This is a genomic window from Formosa undariae (assembly GCF_042427615.1).
GTDB lineage: Bacteria > Bacteroidota > Bacteroidia > Flavobacteriales > Flavobacteriaceae > Formosa > Formosa undariae.
In genome coordinates this window covers 729,552-749,782 of the sequence record NZ_JBHMEZ010000003.1, presented here as the reverse complement: position 1 = coordinate 749,782, position 20,231 = coordinate 729,552, and the positions used below count along the sequence as shown (strand labels likewise).

Annotated in this window: 12 protein-coding genes; all 12 read left to right on the top strand. The window is 33.6% G+C overall.

Translation table 11 applies throughout. From position 1 onward, the window contains the following. Positions 1 to 249: 249 nt before the first annotated feature. Positions 250 to 1,749, top strand: a complete 1,500-nt coding sequence (locus ACFFVB_RS06525; protein WP_382381913.1) for an arylsulfatase — start codon at positions 250 to 252, stop codon at positions 1,747 to 1,749. Continuing rightward, positions 1,739 to 4,363, top strand: a complete 2,625-nt coding sequence (locus ACFFVB_RS06520; protein WP_382381912.1) for a fibronectin type III domain-containing protein — start codon at positions 1,739 to 1,741, stop codon at positions 4,361 to 4,363. Before ACFFVB_RS06525 ends, ACFFVB_RS06520 begins: the two co-directional genes overlap by 11 nt. A 62-nt stretch (positions 4,364 to 4,425) precedes the next feature. Then, positions 4,426 to 6,000 carry a sulfatase family protein gene (locus ACFFVB_RS06515; protein ID WP_382381911.1) on the top strand — a complete coding sequence of 525 codons (1,575 nt, stop codon included), beginning with the start codon at positions 4,426 to 4,428 and terminating at the stop codon, positions 5,998 to 6,000. 192 nt (positions 6,001 to 6,192) lie between these two features. Next, positions 6,193 to 8,115 carry a glycoside hydrolase family 97 protein gene (locus ACFFVB_RS06510; protein WP_382381910.1) on the top strand — a complete coding sequence of 641 codons (1,923 nt, stop codon included), beginning with the start codon at positions 6,193 to 6,195 and terminating at the stop codon, positions 8,113 to 8,115. 345 nt (positions 8,116 to 8,460) lie between these two features. Continuing rightward, positions 8,461 to 10,113: a sulfatase gene (locus tag ACFFVB_RS06505; protein ID WP_382381909.1), complete on the top strand. Its 1,653-nt coding sequence runs from the start codon at positions 8,461 to 8,463 to the stop codon at positions 10,111 to 10,113. 23 nt (positions 10,114 to 10,136) lie between these two features. Continuing rightward, on the top strand, positions 10,137 to 11,594 hold the full coding sequence (locus tag ACFFVB_RS06500) for a sulfatase-like hydrolase/transferase (protein ID WP_382381908.1): 1,458 nt from the start codon (positions 10,137 to 10,139) through the stop codon (positions 11,592 to 11,594). Between the two features lie 76 nt (positions 11,595 to 11,670). Continuing rightward, entirely contained in the window at positions 11,671 to 12,648 is a 978-nt protein-coding gene (locus tag ACFFVB_RS06495) for a family 43 glycosylhydrolase (protein ID WP_382381907.1), read from the top strand. A gap of 48 nt (positions 12,649 to 12,696) precedes the next feature. Continuing rightward, positions 12,697 to 15,261 carry a glycoside hydrolase family 2 TIM barrel-domain containing protein gene (locus ACFFVB_RS06490; RefSeq protein WP_382381906.1) on the top strand — a complete coding sequence of 855 codons (2,565 nt, stop codon included), beginning with the start codon at positions 12,697 to 12,699 and terminating at the stop codon, positions 15,259 to 15,261. A gap of 505 nt (positions 15,262 to 15,766) precedes the next feature. Beyond that, on the top strand, positions 15,767 to 18,241 hold the full coding sequence (locus ACFFVB_RS06485) for a hypothetical protein (protein WP_382381905.1): 2,475 nt from the start codon (positions 15,767 to 15,769) through the stop codon (positions 18,239 to 18,241). A gap of 177 nt (positions 18,242 to 18,418) precedes the next feature. Continuing rightward, the gene (locus tag ACFFVB_RS06480; RefSeq protein ID WP_382381904.1) at positions 18,419 to 19,468 is read left to right on the top strand and encodes a glycoside hydrolase family protein; all 1,050 of its coding nucleotides are present in this window, start codon (positions 18,419 to 18,421) and stop codon (positions 19,466 to 19,468) included. Between the two features lie 64 nt (positions 19,469 to 19,532). Further along, complete coding sequence (locus tag ACFFVB_RS06475) at positions 19,533 to 19,775, top strand: hypothetical protein (protein ID WP_382381903.1); 243 nt, start codon at positions 19,533 to 19,535, stop codon at positions 19,773 to 19,775. Positions 19,776 to 19,800: 25 nt separating this feature from the next. Beyond that, the gene (locus ACFFVB_RS06470) at positions 19,801 to 20,208 is read left to right on the top strand and encodes a GH116 family glycosyl-hydrolase (RefSeq protein WP_382381902.1); all 408 of its coding nucleotides are present in this window, start codon (positions 19,801 to 19,803) and stop codon (positions 20,206 to 20,208) included. Positions 20,209 to 20,231 lie beyond the last annotated feature (23 nt).

The window sequence follows — 20,231 nt, the reverse complement described above, 5'->3', positions numbered from 1 at the left end:
TTTCTAATTTTTTTTGCAATAAAGCAGTATTAAAAAGGGGTAGTAATGTTTAATCAGAGGGGTGTAATTGTTGCATTTTGTCCTTTTATCGATATTTATGCCTTCCGCAACATTTGTAGGCTTCAAATGAGAATTATTATGTGATGTAATTGAGTAATTTTGGGAATGTAGATAAAAATGTGTTTATCTGCGACCCTAAAACTATGTAATACGCTTAAAAGTAAGTGTTTAAATTTTATATGTAATATAATGATAAAAAAAGCATCCTTGATCCTGGTCTTATTTGTAACAACAATTGTTTTTACATCTTGTAATTCTTCTAAGAAACAAGAGCAGAATGAATTAAAAGCATCTCCCGAAACACATGCTTCTTTAAATAAACCTAATATTATTTATATCCTTGCAGACGATTTAGGCTATGGAGATTTAAGTTGCTACGGTCAAGAAAAATTTTCTACACCTAATATTGATAAACTAGCATCGCAAGGGATGATGTTTACACAACATTATTCAGGAAGTACTGTTTGTGCACCTTCTCGTTCTGCACTTCTAACAGGAATGCATACAGGTCATACAGTTGTTCGTGGAAATAAAGAAATGCAACCAGAAGGACAATATCCAATTCCAGATGATACATATACTTTAGCCGAAGTTCTAAAAAAATCAGGCTATACAACTGGAGCTTTTGGCAAATGGGGACTTGGTTTTCCAGGTTCAGTAGGTGATCCTGTAAATCAAGGTTTTGATATTTTCTATGGGTATAACTGTCAACGTTTAGGGCATAAGTATTATCCAGATCATTTATGGTCAAATAGAGATTCAATTGTTTTACAAGAGAATGCAAACTTCTCTAATAAGATTTATGCACCGACTTTAATTCATGATAAAACGATTGCATTTATTGAAGATAATAAGGATAAGCCATTTTTTGCCTATGTAGCATCTATTATACCACATGCCGAATTAGCAGCTCCAGAGGAATTAATGGCAAAATACAGGAATAAATTTTTGCCAGAGAAAGTCTTTCTAGATAATAATAGTACTCCAGAAGAATTGAATAATGGGGCTTATCAGACACAAAAAGAATCACATGCAGCATTTGCCGCTATGATTGATTTATTAGATCAGCAGGTCGGCGAGATTATGAATAAGGTTACCGAACTTGGTATCGCAGATAATACGATCATTATTTTTACATCAGATAATGGTCCTCATCAAGAGGGAGGAGCAGATCCTGAGTATTTTAATAGTAATGGCGATTTTAAAGGAACAAAGCGAGATTTGTACGAAGGTGGAATTCGCGTCCCTATGATTGTGAAATGGCCAGGAAAAGTAAAACCAGGCAGTAAGACAGATCACGTGTCTGCGTTTTGGGATGTTTTTCCAACATTTGCTGAAATAACTAAAGCTGAAACACCTGATGATATTGATGGTATTTCTTTTTTACCAGAAATATTAGGTAATAGCGAAGCACAACAAGATCACGAGTATTTATATTGGGAATTTCATGAAAAAGGTGGGCGTCAAGCTGTAAGAATGGACGACTGGAAAGCAGTAAAATATAATGTGCTTAAAAATCCAGATGCACCAATAGAGCTTTATAACTTAGCGAAAGATAAAGGAGAAACAAATAATGTCGCAAAGGATAATCCAGAAGTTGTTGCAAAAATGGAATCTATTTTAGAAGAAGCAAGAACACCTTCAGATGTATTTACGTTTAGTCAAACAACATTCTTAAATGCCGATTAATATTGCTGAAATGGACGTGAGAAAACTGATTTTTATATTTTGCCTCTGCTTGTCTGTTCAGGCAGCATTCGCTCAGCATAATCAAGGAATAATACATATAGATTCCAAAAATGGTCATGATATTAAAATTGGTTCTAGCGGATTTAACGTCCGAATAGCAGATAAAAGTTGGAGTTATTTACATCCGGATTTTAGGCAGGCTGTACATGACTTAAATCCGGGTTGGTTACGTTATTTTTCAGGAACTATGGGTGATGCTTTTAGTAGTGCCACCGGACAATATGATATGGATTATGCGATGATGTTCGATCATCCAAAACAATACCTTAAAGGCTATAGATTTACTGAAGTTAAAGGTCCACACCGTATAATCGATTTATACGATTTGTTAAGTGAAATAAACGGTAAGTTAGTCATTACTATAAATGGTTTTTCTGAAACTCCAGAAATGACCTATGAATTAGCACGGTTTTGTAAGAACAATAATATAGAAGTTGCAACGTGGCAATTTTGTAATGAACCTTATTTTTATGTGCCGCATAGAGAACGCTATTGGTGGAATAGTGGTTACGATTATGCTGCTAAAATGAAACCGCATGCAGATGCCATTAATAAAGTCTTTCCTGATGCATTTCTGTCGTTAAACAATACTTGGGATGGTATTTGGGGCTTTATGAAAGAAATTAACACGTACCAAAAGGAAGAAGGTGCCTATTGGAACGTGTTTTCTAAACACTCGTATGCACCACATACCGGAAAGAAAGAAACAGTTGCAGATGCGTATAGAAGAGCAAATACAAAACTTATAGAAGCGACTTCAAAAACGGCAATGTCCGAAATTGAAGACTATACTTGGAAAGATGTTCCAATGGTTATAACAGAGTTCGGTGTTTGGAATAGACCCTTAAATGGTATTTATTCTAGTATTTATAATATTGAATATGTAATGCGACAGTTACAACATACAAACACTTGGTATGTAGGAGCGCATGAGGTGAGTAGTAAATATGCTCCTAAAAAGAATATAAATGCTCAGATAGAGGAAGCCTTTAAAAACGGAAAAATACTAAATACAGATAGTATTCCAACAGGTATTAATAAAACGTTGGAAGGTAAAGCTTACGAGATTTATCACGATGTAACCAACCATTCCGATTTTATATTCGATTCTAAAGTAACGGGCGAATTTGATGCACCTGGATTACATGGAGCTTTAGAAATAGGTTCGTTTACTCAAGCTTATCGCGGTATTAATGGATACGATTATTTGGTATTTACAAACAGAACGGCTCAGTCTAAAGACTTCGATATTGTAATCGATGACGTACTGTTAAACAAAGATGTAGAAGTTAATTATATTACAGCGGATGATATAGAAGTTGAAAATACAGATATTAGGCAAGCCGTTTTTAAATCTGGTAAAATATCAATTCCAGCCTTTAGTGTAACGGTTGCTAAATGGTCGTCTAAACTTGTTACAAAACCAGCGATTCCAACCATTTATAAAGGTGAAATTCTTGATAAAGCGATAAAGTTAACTTGGGGAGCGATTGAAAATGTAAATCATTATACTATTTACTATAGTGAAGATCCAAACGACTTAAACAAGAACATTAAAGTAAAAGGTAATTCGGTTAATACAATTAAAATAAATAAGCTAAAAAAAGATGCGACGTATTATTTTAAAATGGTCGCAGAAAACAAGCAAGGGGTTAGTGCATTTTCAAATCAAATACGTTTAGTAACTAGTCTTCCTGAAACACCAGAAATTTTTAAAACATCCAGAAGAAACGACACGGCCACTATATTTTGGTCTAGCGTTGCAGATGCTTCAGGATATACGCTTAGATATGTGAACGAAAACACAGGCGAAGCTGTGTTGATAGAAACCAATAATGTTTTTGGATATAGAGTAGAAGGCTTAGCATATAATGTACCTTATCATTTTTATATTGCGGCACATAATGGTCTTGGTCGTGGTGGTTTTTCTAAAGCAAGTAAAGTTGTTTTGTCAGAAAAAGTACCGTTTAGTCCAAGAAATGTTTCAGCTGTTAGCGCAGAAGATGGTAGCGTTTTAGTTAATTGGATTGAGCAAGATTCAATTCTCCCAGAAACGACATATAATGTTTATAGAGGTAAAGAATTGCACAACTATCAAAAAATAGCTAGCGGTATTAAAGGAAGCTTCTATAGGGACCTTTCCGTAGAAAAGGAAACGATTTATTTTTATACAGTAAAAGCAGAAACATCTGTAGGGGAAAGTAATTTTTATCCGAATACGGCTACATTATTTAGTTCGGACGATGAGTATGAAATCAAGATCACATCTACAGAAAAGCAAGATGGTGGATTCTTATTTGAAGTTAAATACAAAAATATTTTACTCGATGGTGAGTATTCTTATGGACTTAAAATTGAAAACATATCGTATTTAACGGTAGAAGAGCAGTTGATTAAAGGACAAGATTTTTCTAGTGATTCTAAAACGTTTAAAGTGTTTGTGCCTAATTCTGCATTAGCAAAAAAATCCAAATACGCGATCAAGGCTTTTATAAATACAAATGGCAAAAGTCTTTACAGTAAGTTACCTAATAAAAATATTCAAACAGATTAAAATTAGAATTAAGTTAATTATATTACGAAATGCAGATTCTATATTGCAAATAAAGAAGAACAATGAACACATTTAAATTTCTTTTAGTATTAATTTTAGTATCGTCTTGTCAAGGTAGTAAAAATGTTAATAAAGAGGTTGCCAACCAGAAAGTTAAGGTGAAACCAAACATTATTTACATTCTAGCAGACGATATGGGTTACGGAGATGTTAAAAGCTTTAATCCAGAAAGTAAAATACCTACTATTCATTTAGATAAAATGGCGTCAAATGGAGTGATGTTTACCGACGCCCATACTTCATCTGCAGTTTGTACTCCAACACGCTATAGTATTTTAACTGGTCGTTATAACTGGAGAAGTAATTTAAAAAATGGTGTACTTGGGGGATATTCAAAATCGTTAATTACACCAGACCGAGCTACCGTTGCAGATCTATTAAAAAATCAAGGATATACGACGGCCTATATTGGAAAATGGCATATGGGTTGGGATTGGGCTTTTAAAGGTGAGGAGAAAAGTAACTTAAATAATCTGCATGCAATTCAGGATGTAGATTATACAAAACCTATTAAAAACGGACCTTCTACACATGGTTTCGATTATTCATTTGGTTTTTGTGGGTCACTAGATATGCCTCCTTATGTATTTGTTGAAAATGATATGCCTACAATGGTGCCTACAAAAATGACCGAAAATAAAGATTCAAAAGGCGTTTGGAGAAAAGGCCCAACTTCAGATGATTTTGTACATCAAACGGTTCTACAAGATTTAACAGACCGTGCGATTAATTATATAGGAGATAAAGCAAATGGTGCAGAACCTTTCTTTTTATACCTTCCTTTACCTGCTCCACATACACCTATTCTGCCTTCCGATGAGTTTTTAGGTAAAAGTAATACTAATAAGTATGGAGATTTTGTAATGCAAGTAGATGATGTTGTTGGTCAAATTAGAAATAAATTAAAAGCAATGGGAATTTCAGAAAATACATTGTTAGTTTTTACTAGTGATAATGGTTGTTCTCCTAAAGCAGACTTTAAAGAATTAGAGAAATTTAATCATGATCCTAGTTATGTTTTTAAAGGGATGAAAGCAGATATTTATGAAGGAGGACATCATGTGCCTTTTATTGTAGAGTGGCCTAATCATGCATTAAAAAATATAAGCACAGATAAAACAATTAGTACAACAGACTTTTTTGCCACTTGTGCAGATATTGCAGGTTATAGTATTAAAGATACAGAAGGTGAAGATAGTTATAGTATGTTACCCCTTTTAGAAGGTGAAAATGAAAAAGAAATTCGAGAATATATTATTTATCATTCTATCGATGGGTCTTTTGCAATAAAACATGGCGATTGGAAACTTTGTACTACTCAAGGGTCAGGTGGTTGGAGTTATCCAAAACCTTCTGAAATAAAAAATAAAAAATTAAATTTACCTGAAATGCAATTATTTAATATTAAAGAAGATCTTGCAGAAACTGAAAATTTAATTGCTAGTAATCCTAAAAAAGCAGCCGAACTAAAAGCTGCACTTAAAAAAATAATTTTACAAGGAAGAAGTACTGTAGGAGCCAATCAAACAAATGAAGGTATGGATGGTTGGACGCAAATAAAAACGATTATAGATTAATGGAATATTTTAAGCAGTCGATATCATGATTTCTATCAATTATTGTGAGTATCCTAATGCGATTTTAGAGTCTTCAGTTTTAAAATATGTATGATCACTGTAATCGTCTATACTCTAAGTAATGATTAAGATAATAAGAGGTTAAAAAGTATTAAGTAGAATTATAATCAATAAAAAATAAGAATAAAAATTATGAATGTAAGTAATCTAATAAAATCAAAAATTACTGCCTTTTCCTTTTTACTTATAATTGGTTTTAATATAAATATTTTTGCGAAAGAAGACATACTGCAACAAATTGAATCTCCAGATGCTTCTGTTAATTTAACATTGAAAGAAGTTGACGGTAATTTAGTGTATAAATTATATAAGCAAGAAAAACTAATTGTAGATGCATCTGTGATTTCAATATTGCCAAATGTTCCTGTTAAAATAATTAATACAGAAACAAAAAGCTTAAACGAAACCTGGAAACCTGTTTGGGGACAGTTTAGCGAAATTAGAAATGAATATAATGAGCTAATTTTAAATATAACTTTAGATAAAGCTACAGCTAAACTTATTATTCGTGTTTTTAATGATGGTATTGGATTTAGATATGTAATAGAAGGTTCTGAGGCAGGAATTGAAGCCGATTTTTTTACTGAATATAATTTAAAAAGTACCGATGTTTTGTATTGCCCTGCAGGAGAGAACGATCCTTTAGGACCATTGTCTCTGCAGGATTTTAGTACTTATAGCAAACTTCCAAAATTAATGACGCCTTTAGTTATTGAACGTTTAGAAGGCTCACATTTATCAATATTAGAATCAGATTTGTATTCAGCGCCAGAATTTGGAGCAATAAAATTCAAATTCGATCCTTTTAAAAAAAGGGTAGTGTCTTCAAATAAAATTAAACTTGAAGGTAGAAAACTGACAACACCTTGGCGTGTTATTTTAGTTGAAGAAAAGGTTGGAGATTTAGTTACCAATACGATTCCTCTTAATTTAGCAACACCAAGTGAAATTGAAGATACATCGTGGATTAAGCCAGGAAAAACATTGTGGGATTGGCGCGTGCATGATTATGTAACAGCAGATGGTTTTACATACGGAATTAATAACGAAAGTTATTTTAGATTTATAAACTTCGCAGCAGAAAAAAATATTAAGTATTTTTTAATAGATGCAAATTGGTATACAAAAGTTACTAAAGGTCATTTTGATGTCGCAGATGGGTTAGATTTAGAAAAAGTGTCTAAATATGCCGAAAACAAAGGTGTTAAATTGATTCTTTATTATGATAGACATAAAGGAGATTATGGCGATAATGAACTATTTCAGTATTTTAATTCTCTTGGAATGAGTGGTATTAAATATGGTTTTATGGGTAACAATGTGTCTTTTTCTAAAGATGCTATTATGAAAAGTGCCGAAAACCAATTGTTAGTAGATTTTCATGATTCTCCTGTGCCATTTACAGGAATAGAAAGAACATTTCCTAACGCTGTGACTAGAGAATATTGTCATGCGCAACAGGATTCAAGAAAGGCATTTACGCCAGAAACTTTTATTAAAATGGCACTTATTAATGCTATTCAAGGACCATTAGATATGAATAATGGAAATTTTGACTTGGTTGGTATTAATAAAGGAGATCGATTAAAAGGACCAAAAAAGGAAAATACGTATTTTTCTACAGTCGCTTCTGAAGCGGCAAGAACACTTGTTATTTTTAGCGGATTAGTTTGCCTTCCAGATGCTCCCGAAGCCTATAATAAAAAAGCAGATCTTTTTGAATTTATTGAAAAAATGCCTGCAGGAGAATGGGATGATAGTAAGGTTTTATATAGTAAAATGGATAGCTACATTTCTACAGCTAGAAGACATGGTGAAGAATGGTTTGTTGGTTCGGTTTATAATAAGCAAGGTGGAACACTCGATATTGAATTAGATTTTCTAAAAGATGGTGTTAATTATAATATTACCTATTATGAAGATACTTCAGAAACTCACGGTATGAATAATCCTGAAGCATACCAAGTAAAAAGCGGAATCGTTAAAAAAGGAGATGTTATTAAAGCAAAAATGGCACCAGGAGGAGGTCATTGTATGTGGATTAGGCCACAATAGGGATTTAATAATTTTGAAGATAAAAGCTTTGTAAATGGTAATATCAATTATCATTTGCATATAAATAAATACAGATATTTAGAATGGTGGTAAGGTTAAAATATTGCTAATAAATACAGGTAAAAACGAAAGGTACAGAGCGAATTGAACTTTATGATTTACCTAATGGTTTCTTAGAGAAAAATGTTGCGGAAGAATGTGATAAGAGAATATTACAAGCGATGAAGATTGCAAAATCGAAGTAAATAATATCTTCAAATAATTTCTGAATTAAAAGTAGGTCCAAAGCAGTTAATGCTGATTTGCATAGATATATAAAACAAATAACTAAAAAACTAAGAGTAAATGAAATGTACTAAAGCGAATATCATATTTCAGAAAATATTTTTTTTATCCATAATATTTTTTTTAGTCTCGTGTAATTCTACCTCGAAGACTAAGACTGAAACTGTTGAAAATACAGAGACTGAAATCCCCGTAAAACCTAACGTTTTATTCATTTTGGTCGACGATTTAGGATATGCAGATTTAGGTGTTATGGGAAGTAAATATTACGAAACTCCAAACATCGATAATATAGCAAAAGCTGGTACTGTTTTTACAGATGGATACGCGGCCTGTACAGTTTGTAGTCCGTCTAGAGCAAGTTTAATGACAGGACAATATCCAGCGAGACATGGGATTACTCAATTCGAAGGACAAAGAAATAGTGGGCAATCTTGGAAAGAGCGTAAACGTTACACAAAGTTGTTGCCTCCAGAATATAGAGATCATTTAGATACGTCTTCAACGACATTAGCAGAAGCTTTTAAAGAAAATGGATATGCTACTTTTTTTGCAGGTAAATGGCACTTAGGTGGTAAAGAACAAGGATCATTACCTACAGATCATGGTTTTGATGTGAATATTGGCGGAAATGATGCAGGTGGTCCGAGTGGAGGTTACTTTTCTCCATATAAAAATCCAAATCTACCAAATTTACCTGAAGAGAAAGGATTGAATTTGTCTATGAAATTGGCAAATGAAACGAGCAATTTTATAAAACAAAATAAAGACAAACATTTTCTTGCATACCTTTCTTTTTATGCCGTTCACAGTGGAATACAGACTACTAAGGAAAAATGGACGAAATACAGAAACAAAGCAGAAGAGATGGGGATACATGAAGAAGGTTTTGAAATGGAACGTGTACTTCCTGCAAGGAAATATCAAGATAATCCGGTATATGCTGGTTTAATAGAACATGTAGATGAGGCTATTGGAACGGTAATGCAAACATTAAAAGAGTTAGGCTTAGACAAAAATACCATTGTTGTGTTTACTTCAGATAATGGAGGTGTTACTTCGGGCGATAATTTTTCTACTAATCAATTAACTTTAAGAGGAGGAAAAGGCTACCAATGGGAAGGAGGCATTAGAATTCCATATTTTATTGATGTGCCCTGGATTAAACAAAATGGAGGAAGTATTAATGTTCCTGTTTCTGGGGTAGACTTATATCCAACATTATTAGATTTATCTGGGTTACCATTAAAACCAGAAGCACATAAAGATGGAGTGAGTTTAAAGCCTCTTTTACTAGGCGATCATATAGCCGAAAGACCATTGTATTGGCATTATCCTCATTATGGGAATCAAGGCGGTGAACCAAGTTCTATTATTAGAAAAGGAAAATGGAAACTTATTTATTATTGGGAAAATTTAAATGCAGAATTATATAATTTAGAAACCGATTTAGGTGAACGGAATGACGTTGCAGAAAGCAACCCGGAAATTACACTTCAAATGAAAACGCAACTTTTAGATTGGTTAAAATCCATGGATACGCATTATGCAGAAGTAGACCCTTTATGGGACAAAGCAGCTCGTGAAAAATGGTTAGAAAAACAAAGAACAAATTCATTGCCAGGACAAGAAAGACAGCGTAAAAATATGCTTTCTCCAGATTGGCAACCGAATAAAGATTGGTGGGGTAGCGAAGTCAGTGCAGATAAATAATGTAAAAGTTAAGCTTTATAGGTTTGAGAAATAATTTAGTACACAAGAATATAAAAAGAAAGATTAAGGTTAGTCGTTTATTAATACTAACCTTTTTTGTAACTATTTCATGTAAAAACACTAGAGAGCTAAAGACCTCAGATACCCTAAATCAACCAAACGTTATTGTTATTCTAATTGACGATGCAGGTTATGCAGATTTTGGTTTTATGGGGTGCGAAGATTTGGAAACACCTAATATTGATAAGCTTGCTCAAAGCGGTGTTGTTTTTACCGATGCGCATGTAAGTGCTACGGTTTGCGCTCCTTCAAGAGCGGGATTAATTACTGGAAAATATCAACAGCGTTTTGGATTCGAAGCAAATGATACTGGTTTTGGAGATTCTGGAGATATCGGACTTTCTGATGATGTTGTAACCCTAGCAGATGTTTTTCAAGCTAATGGTTATAAAACGCTAGCTTTAGGGAAATGGCATTTAGGAAAAGACCAATCAGATCATCCAAATGAAAGAGGATTTGATGAGTTTTTTGGTTTCGAAACAGGAAGTAGGTCTTATTTTCCGATGAAAAACCCTTCAAAATATAATATGCTACAGCATAACGGCGAGCGCATAGAATTTGAGGGGTATATGACAGATGTTTTGGGAAACCAGTCTGTTAAATATATTGAACAACATAAGGACCAACCCTTTTTTATGTATTTGTCTTATAATGCAGTGCATACACCAATGGAGGCTAAGGCAGAACATTTAGAAAAGTATAAACATCATCCAAGACAACAATTGGCTGCTATGACGTGGTCTTTAGATGAAAATATTGGTAAACTTCAACACAAATTGAAAGACTTAGACTTAGCAGAAAACACTTTAATTTATTTTTTAAGTGATAACGGAGGAGCTGCTAATAATACATCAAGCGGAGGTGAATTAAAAGGATGGAAAGGCAATAAATTTGAAGGTGGTCATCGCGTTCCATTTATAGTGAGTTGGCCAAAAACAATTAAAGGTGGTCAAATTTTTAGCGGTTTATCTTCATCTTTAGATATTTTTACAACCTCTTTGTCTGCAGCGAATATTACAAAAACAGACGCTTTAGTTTTAGATGGTGTCGATTTATTACCTTATTTACAAGGTGAAAAAACAGGAAATCCACATGATAAATTATTTTGGCGAAAACTTGAAGAAGCAGGAGCTAGAATTGGTGATTTTAAAATGGTTAGATTGGCAGATTACGGAGCAACGTTATACAATTTGGAAGAAGATTTAGGGGAAACCAATAATCTTGAGTTTACACACTCTAAGGAGTATGAATTGTTACAACGTGAATTAATAAACTGGGAATCTAAATTGATGGATCCTTTATGGGTAGAAGATCGCAATTGGATGGATGTAACGTCTCATATTCATAAGCGATTAATGCAAAATAAGCCAGTACTGTATTCGAATCCTAAAAAAATGAAGGAGGTTTTATTAAAAGATTAAGAAAGATTCAAACATGACCTGTTTTTTAATGAGAGAGCAGAATTTAAATAAATATTATCTATTAAAATTAATACCTATGAAAACGTTTATTGTAATAATAACTATGCTGTTTTTGGGAATGAATACTTCTTTTTCTCAATCGGATATAAAATCGGTAACGGCTTTTTATACCCCTATTGAGGCATTGGGACCAGAACTTGGTATAAAGCGCGGAGATCCGAGCGATATTATAAAAGTAGGAACGGTGTATTATGTTTGGTATTGGAAGGTTGGAGAAAATGTTAGGTGGGCCACATGGTATGCAACATCACCAGACGGATATACGTGGACGGAGAAAGGAGAAGCCTTGCCTCCTGGGAAAGAAGGAAGTTGGGATGATGAAGGATGCTTTACGCCAGGTGTTTTAGTTGCCAACAATAAGTATTATCTTTTTTATTCTGGTGTAAATAATCCTTATAAAACTCAAGATCTTGAGAAATCTAAAACCAGAATAGGTATTGCTTTTTCAGATTCGCCAGATGGACCGTGGACTAAACTTTCTAGCAATCCAATAATGGTACCGAGTGCAGATAAAACTCAGTTTGATAGTCATCGGATTGACGATGCAAGTATAATTGTTCGTGATGGGAAGTACTGGTTGTATTACAAAGGCCGCCAGTGGGGAAAATCACCAAGAGAAACTAAAATGGGAGTTGCCATTGCTAATACACCCGAAGGTCCGTATGTAAAATATGAAAATAATCCGGTGGTAAACGGTGGGCATGAAGTGCTTGTATGGCCGCAAGGAAAGGGCGTTGGAACAATGATAGGGAGAGAGGGGCCAGAAGATGTGCGAAGGTCTATTATGTATGCAGAAGATGGTTTGAATTTTAAAAAGACGCACAATTTTTCAGACAAAAATGTGCCTTGGGCCCCTGGAGGATATCGACCAGAGGCGTTTACCGATAGCGGTAAAGGCGAACTCATAAAATGGGGTGTAAAGAGAGCAAGTAAGAATGGTTTCGAATATCTTGAAAGGTTTGATTTGAAAAAGGATTCTGAAAATCCAAATTAGAAAACTAAAGAGAACTATTTTTTAGAAAATAATAGCATGATAAAAACAATGGAAAAAAGGTGTCCTTTTAAGATTTTTAGATTTTCTTTTCTTATTGTCATCTTATGTCTTACTACGGTAAATTTTAGTTACGCACAAAGCAATCAAATTATAACATTAAATGGTGAATGGTCTTTTAAAACAGATCCTTACGCAGAAGGAGAATCTTCGAACTGGTTTTCAAAAGATGTGAACACAGCATCTTGGGGGACTATGTCTGTTCCTGGAAATTGGGATTTGATAAACGAATATTCTGAATATGTTGGAGATGCCTGGTATACCCGAACCTTTACGGTTAACGATGCAATCACAGCACAACAACTCCGTTTGGTATTTCAATCTGTTTATAATGATGCTAAAGTTTGGGTTAATGGTCATCTTTTAGGTGAACATGATTTTGGTTTTTTACCATTTCATTTTGATATCAACCCTTATGTAAATCCGGGGGAAGAAAACAGATTAACTGTATTGGTTAATAATGTTTTTAAGAGTGGTGCCATGTGGAATTGGGGAGGAATTCGAAGACCTGTTTGGTTAGAAATAACGCCTAAAACACGTATCGAATTTCAACACATAGACGCAGTGCCTGACTTAATAAAAGGAACGGCTCAATTAGGTGTAAAAATTGTAAGTAGTAATTCTAGTAACACTTCTAAACAAATAACATTTAATATAAATATTAAACGTCAAGGAAAGCTTGTTGCAAAAGGTGAGGTGAAAACAACAATTCCTGCTAACACCATTAAGCATATTGTAAATTGGTCTTATACGTTGCCAAAGTCCAAAGTGAATTTATGGCATTTTGATTTTCCTAATTTATACGAGTCTACGGTTTCTATGTCCGATAGCAATGCTATGTTACATTCAAACTCGGATAGATTTGGTATCCGGAAATTAGAGATTAACGGTTTAAAATTACTTTTAAATGGTGAGAGTATAAGACCTGTTGGACTCAATGTTGTTCCAGAAGATCGATTTACTGGGAACACTTTACCATTGGAACGGATTAAAGAAGATATAGATTTAATGAAAAGTCTAGGTGCAAATATGGCACGCTTAAGTCATGTGAATTTACCTAAAGAATACATCGATTATTTGGATGAAAAAGGGATTCTAATTTTTGAAGAAGTTGGACTTTGGGGAAAAGATATGTTAGTAGATCCAGATCATCCGAAGCCTAAAGCGTGGCTAGAGCAAATCATCGAAAATAACTATAATCATCCTGCCATTGTAGGATGGAGTGTAGGTAACGAATTGGGTATGACTTCTAAAAATCCAAAAGTAAATGCTTATGTAAAAGGAGCTATAGAACTGGCAGAAACATTAGATCCCAATAGAATAGCAGTTAATGTGTCTAATACTGCTAATAATTCACCTAAAGAAGCTACAATGTATGCAGATTTGGTGATGCTAAATGCATATCAGAATTGGGGTAAAAAAGCGTATGGTACATGGGAAAATCATAAGAAACCCATTTTTATGTCAGAATTTGGTAAGGTATTAAATTCTGAAGATCCAAGCCTAGGAGATGTTCCTGCCGAAGAAATACTGAATCAATTACGGAATAAAGAATATATTTTAGGGGGTGCTCTCTGGGCGTTTAACGATTACAGAAGTACCTATCATGGTAAAGAAGGATGGAAAACCCCGGAATCACAAAATAGAGCTTGGGGAATTGTAACGTCGTTTAGAGAGAAGAAAAAAGGGTTTTATAGTATTCAAAAAGAATTTTCTCCCATAAGAGATTTAACCATTTTAAATATAGATACAAAGAAGAGAACGGCTGAAATTACTATTCAGCCAAGAGAAAAATTAGATATTCCTGCAAATATTTTAAGAAGTTATCAAGTGCAGATGATACTTTTTGATAAGGATTTTAACCCTATTGAGATACAAACACAGACTGTTAAAACTATTTTTCCAGGAGATACTGCTCTTGATCTGCTCTTAAAATGGAATAAAAAGGAGACTTTAAGTATGGTAGAAGTTAGTTTTTTAGACCCGCAAGATTATAAAGTTCACACAGAACTTGTTAAGCTTAATGTTCCAAAACAACCTAAAATAACATTTGTAAATACAGCAAATAGTGGGATTCGTGTTTTTTATGATAAAAGTAAGGATGCTGAATCTTATTATGTGCAATATAAAAAAGACAGTTTGTCTTATAGTACAGAAGTAACTACAAATGACTTTATTGAAATTGAAGATAAAAAAATTAAACAAGGTGAGCTTTGGAACTATCAATTAATTGCGATTAATAATAAAGGAGAGAGCGTGCCATCGGAAGTAAAAAAAATAATAAAAGATGAAGATGAATTACCTCCAATTGTTTGGAATACAAAACATACAGACAATGGTGTGTTTATAGCCTTTAGTGTATCTCCATATGACTACTTGTATGAAATAGTTTATGGTACAAGCCCGGGGATTTATGATAAAGAATTAAAAACGAAAGTAAAAGGAGTTCTCAATATTCCTAATATTAAAAAAGGAACTCCTATTTATTATAAAATGCGAGTGATTAAACAATGGGGATTTGCAAGCGAGTGGACACAAGAGTTAAAAAGTGAATAATCAATTCGTCTAATAATTTTTACTAATATCCTTTGGAATAACAGTATCACTGTAAAGAAATAGCTTGAAAATATTCTTTTTTTTTACGAACCCACACACTACAAAATGGTTTAACAAATGTGATGTAAATGGTTTTTGTAACATTCTGTTTGTGAGAAGAATAGTCTTCTATGTTAAACAAAAAACATCTGCACTTATTCGTGAAACACTCTGGTGAAACGGGTACTAATTAACCTTTAGAAAAAGATAATATCACGGATATATTATAAGGAAATAAATCTTTTTAATCTATTTGTTTATACCTCTCAAAATACTGAATAGCATAGGGGTAATTTGGTTAGGTGAATCGTTGTAACCCCTTATTCGACTCAAAAGTACTCTATACACTATCCATTTATTCTTTAGTTTTACCTAAATTACTTGTAAAATGAAAACCTTTTTTTTTAAAACTAGTTTATTATCACTGTGTATATTCTGCCTAAGCTGTAAAACTTCGGATGCAAAGATGGGTAATCAACATACAACTATAACAACCAATGCAGGAGAATTAATTTCCGTTTCTGGAACCAGACAAGTAAGCGGTGTTTACCCGCACTTAACAAGTTATGCACATGCAAGAGCCAACGGAACTTATCGTTTTGGAAATGAATGCGGAATTGGAGGGCTAGCCGTTTGGAATGAAAAACTGTATATGATTAATTATGCAGCACATGAGCCAAAAGGAAGTGAACACAAACTGTATATTATCGATAAACATAAAAATATGCAAGTGTTTCAGGGGAGTATTGGTGGTACACCAGCTGCTAGAATGATTCATAAGGAATCTAACCAATTACTTATCGGGCCTTACGTTATTAGTCATTCTGGAGACGTAAGAGTTATTCCTATTAAAGATATGAAAGGTCGGTTAACCGCTATTGCTAGGCATTTAAAAGATCCTGAAAATATGGTTTATTATTACGATATGGAAGGTATGTTATATGAAGTAAATGTATATACGCTTAATGTTAAAAAACTGTATCAAAATCCCTTACCAGGTTGGCATGGTAAAGGAGCCTACACCAGTCAAGGAAAATTAGTATTAGCAAATAATGGCGAGCATCTGCATGAAAATGGAAAAGATTGGAAAGTCACCTTAGAAAATAGTAAGAAGGAAGAAGATAACGGTATTCTAGCTGAATTTGATGGCGAAAATTTCAAAATCGTAGAACGCAGGCAATTTACAGATGTTACAACCAAAAACGGAATTAACGCAATCCCCAATGATGAATCTCCTCTGTGGACAATGGGATGGGATAAAAGATCTATCCAATTAAAGGTGCTTGAAAACGAAACATGGAAAACGTACTTGTTACCTAAAGCGACCTATAACAACGATCCTTCTCATGGTTGGTTTACAGAGTGGCCAAGAATTAGAGAGGTTGGAGACGGTAAAATGATGATGGATATGCATGGTATGTTTTACGATTTTCCTTCTACATTTTCTCATACACATACCGCAGGAATTAAACCAATAGGATCACATTTACGATATATACCAGACTTTTTAAGTTGGAATAATATGGTTGTTTTGGCTACAGACGAGACGAGTATTCAAGGAAATCCTTATGCTGGTCAGCCACAGTCTAACCTTTGGTTTGGAAAACGTGAAGAGCTAGGTAATTGGGGACCAAAATCGGCTTACGGAGCCATATGGTTAAATGATGAGGTGATTGCTGAAAAACCATCACTTCCTTTCTTAATTGCTAGTTTTGATAACAGGATATTACATTTAAATAATTTCGAAGAAGTACCAGTTTCAATTACCATTCAAGTTGATGAAGATGGCACAGGAACTTGGACAGATTTACAAAAAGTAACCTTAGAAAAAGAAGGATATAATTATTATATTTTTAAAGGAGATTTAAAAGCAGAATGGGTAAGATTGATCGCTCATAAAACCAGTAAATTAACTGCGACTATTCATTTTACAGATCGTAATCTTAAAAATAGTAATGAAGGAAAAGAGTTGTTTAAAGAGATTGCAAATATAGATGAAACGAGTAAAGTCTCACATACAAAACTATTTAGTAATAAAATTAATTATAATTTAAGTGTATATGCAGGGACAATAGGTAATGATGAATTTACAACTACTCAATCTTATGAATTTTTAAAATACGACTTTAAGTTTGTAAAAGGTATAAAGGATAGCACGTCAATAGTAGCGTTAAAAGATAAAAAAGTTGGAGAAGAAGTTGAATTTTATACTGAAAATTCAGCAAATGATTCTGATAGTAAAGAAAAAGAAATTTGGACGGAAGATGAAGCATCCGTTATACTACATGCGAAAGATTATCGCTTAAGATTACCAAAAGGCCACGCGAATTACTCAAAACGATTTTCGGCAAAAACATCGCGAGTTACCAGAGAATTAGAATCTGAAAGAGAGTTAGCAAATATTTCTGGTACATTTTATGAACTACCACTTTATAAAGTAGGAAAGGAGCCTTTGTATAAAATGTTGAGACCTGTTACAACCCACAATAAACAAATTACAGAGTTTAATACATGGAATGGTTTGTTGGTTTTAAGTGGTGTAAAGATGAATGCTAAGGAATCAGAACATATTTATAAATCTGATGATGGTAATGTAGCGCTTTGGTTTGGTGGTATCGATGATTTGTGGAGTTTAGGTAAACCCGTTGGTGAAGGTGGTCCTTGGAAAAACACCCAAGTACAAGCTAATCAATTATCAGATATGTATTTGATGACAGGTTATGACGAAAAAACTGTAGTACTTGAATCTGATGTTGATACTGAATTTCAGTTATACATTCATATAAACCATTACTTAACCAAACCTGTTTTGTTTAAAACTTTTCAATTAAAAGCAGGAGAAAAAATAACCTATAAATTTCCAAAAGGGTTTAGTGCACATTGGACGCAATTAAAATCTAGTAAAGCCTGTAATGCAAGCGCATGGTTTGTTTATAAATAAAAATAAAGGATATAGAATACTCAAAATTGACCATATTTATAGACATAATTACCCCGTCCTATGAGATAAGAATAAGTAATTTTATGATTTTATATCTTTATAAAAATTTATAAATATCAAAATTCTGCAGGATACAGAACTACAAATACTATAATTGGAACATTCAAAATATTCAAAATGAAATTACAACACACAACATTAGTTACCTTATTATTCATTTTCATTAGCTGTGGTTTTCATGCTCAAAATATGAAATTAGAATATATAGGTGATGCTGCTATGCAAAAAGGAATGCATGTTTGGGGATCATCTCCTGTAATTGGTAAAGATGGTAAAACACACCTTTTTGCCGCACAATGGTCTACCGAAACACAACCTGATTTTAACGGCTGGTATAAAGACTGTGAAATTGGACACTATGTAGGCGATAGTCCAGAAGGACCTTTTAAATATGTAGGTCTTGCTGTGCCAGATAAAGATGGGGTATTTAATTCGCCACACAATCCAACAATTAGCCATATCGATGGGCAATATCAGCTGTGTTTTATTGTAAATGAAAACGACGATTTAAAAACACAACGTATTGTAATGTATGTTGCCGATGATCTTAATGATACTTGGAGACCTGCAAAAGGTGCGGAAGCCGATGGTACAATTTTACGTCAAACAAAAGATTCTACAGTTTGGAATTACACAGCGAGATTAGGCGTTTCTAATCCGTCATTAATTAAATACAAAGGGAAATATTTCTTGTATCATAAATCTGTAGTTAGAAAAGAACCTAAAGGATATGTTTACTCTTATGGAGTTGTTGTTGCCGATTCTGTTGAAGGACCATACATGCATAACCCTACAAGAGTTACGGAAGAAAAAATGCCACTTGAAGATGCTTATGCTTTTACAATGAATGATTCCGTATACATGATGAGTCGTGATTTTAGAGGAGCCCTAGGAAATAGAGGTGGTGGTTTGTTGTGGAAGTCTGGAGATGGTTTTTCTTTCCCCGTAGAGAACACAATACGTGCCTACGAAGATTTACAACACTATGTTGGAGAAGAGTATTTAAAAGATGCGGTGTCTTATAGAGGAAAACTGGATGGCCATTTAGAGCGCGCCCAAATACTTTTTATAGACGATAAACCAGCGTATTTATATTTAGCAACAGGTGTGCAAGTAAATTCAGGTTACGGAAGTAGTTCTCACGTCTTTAAGATTAGTTTTGAATAAATGTTTTTGAAGATTGAAAGATGAAAACATAAAGAAGTTTAAGAACGTAAAAGAACTCTGTAGTATGAAAATAGGTAATAATTGGTTTGTTGTACTATGGAGTTTGTTTTTAGGAACGACTTGTTTCAGTCAACAAAAAGATTGGCCTGTTTTAAAAACATATACAGGAGAATATCTAAAACGTGTTGCTATGCCTGTTGGTGGTATTGGTACAGGAACCATTTCATTAACAGGAAATGGTGCAATTCATGATTGGGAAATTATGAGTTTTCCTGCCAAAGGGTTTAATGTAATTATATCTAAATGACCACTGTCAAATCGTGCTGCTTTTTTTGCAATTAATATTCAAGTGGAAGGAAAAAAAAGCACAAGCTTTACTTTTAGAAGGACCTATGTCAGATCGGTATTATCACGGAGAACGAGGTGCTATTGGTAGAAATCATGGTTTGTCACGTTTTGCTGAAGCCATGTTTAAAACGGCTTACCCTTTTGGACACGTATTTCTAAAGGATAAAGATTTGCCGGTAACTGTCATTGTAGGAGCCTTTAATCCATTAATTCCAGGAAATGTAGACGATAGCAGTATACCTGCAGCGATACTTAGCTATAAAGTAAAAAACATTTCGAATAAACCCATATCAATTTCTTTAATAATAAGGCCTTTACAAATAAATGAAGAGGCAAAAAAGTTACACCAAGGGTTAATGACTCTAAGAGATGTAACCTTAGTTCTTAATTAAAATTTGTGAATAGATAAAAAAGA

What these genes read in the sequence shown, in the direction of transcription:
- ACFFVB_RS06525 (WP_382381913.1), top strand. Translation starts at nt 250, where the DNA reads ATGATAAAAAAAGCATCCTTGATCCTGGTCTTATTTGTAACAACAATT.
- ACFFVB_RS06505 (WP_382381909.1), top strand. Translation starts at nt 8,461, where the DNA reads ATGAAATGTACTAAAGCGAATATCATATTTCAGAAAATATTTTTTTTA.
- ACFFVB_RS06480 (WP_382381904.1), top strand. Translation starts at nt 18,419, where the DNA reads ATGAAATTACAACACACAACATTAGTTACCTTATTATTCATTTTCATT.
- ACFFVB_RS06495 (WP_382381907.1), top strand. Translation starts at nt 11,671, where the DNA reads ATGAAAACGTTTATTGTAATAATAACTATGCTGTTTTTGGGAATGAAT.
- ACFFVB_RS06490 (WP_382381906.1), top strand. Translation starts at nt 12,697, where the DNA reads ATGGAAAAAAGGTGTCCTTTTAAGATTTTTAGATTTTCTTTTCTTATT.
- ACFFVB_RS06515 (WP_382381911.1), top strand. Translation starts at nt 4,426, where the DNA reads ATGAACACATTTAAATTTCTTTTAGTATTAATTTTAGTATCGTCTTGT.
- ACFFVB_RS06485 (WP_382381905.1), top strand. Translation starts at nt 15,767, where the DNA reads ATGGGTAATCAACATACAACTATAACAACCAATGCAGGAGAATTAATT.
- ACFFVB_RS06520 (WP_382381912.1), top strand. Translation starts at nt 1,739, where the DNA reads ATGCCGATTAATATTGCTGAAATGGACGTGAGAAAACTGATTTTTATA.
- ACFFVB_RS06510 (WP_382381910.1), top strand. Translation starts at nt 6,193, where the DNA reads ATGAATGTAAGTAATCTAATAAAATCAAAAATTACTGCCTTTTCCTTT.
- ACFFVB_RS06475 (WP_382381903.1), top strand. Translation starts at nt 19,533, where the DNA reads ATGAAAATAGGTAATAATTGGTTTGTTGTACTATGGAGTTTGTTTTTA.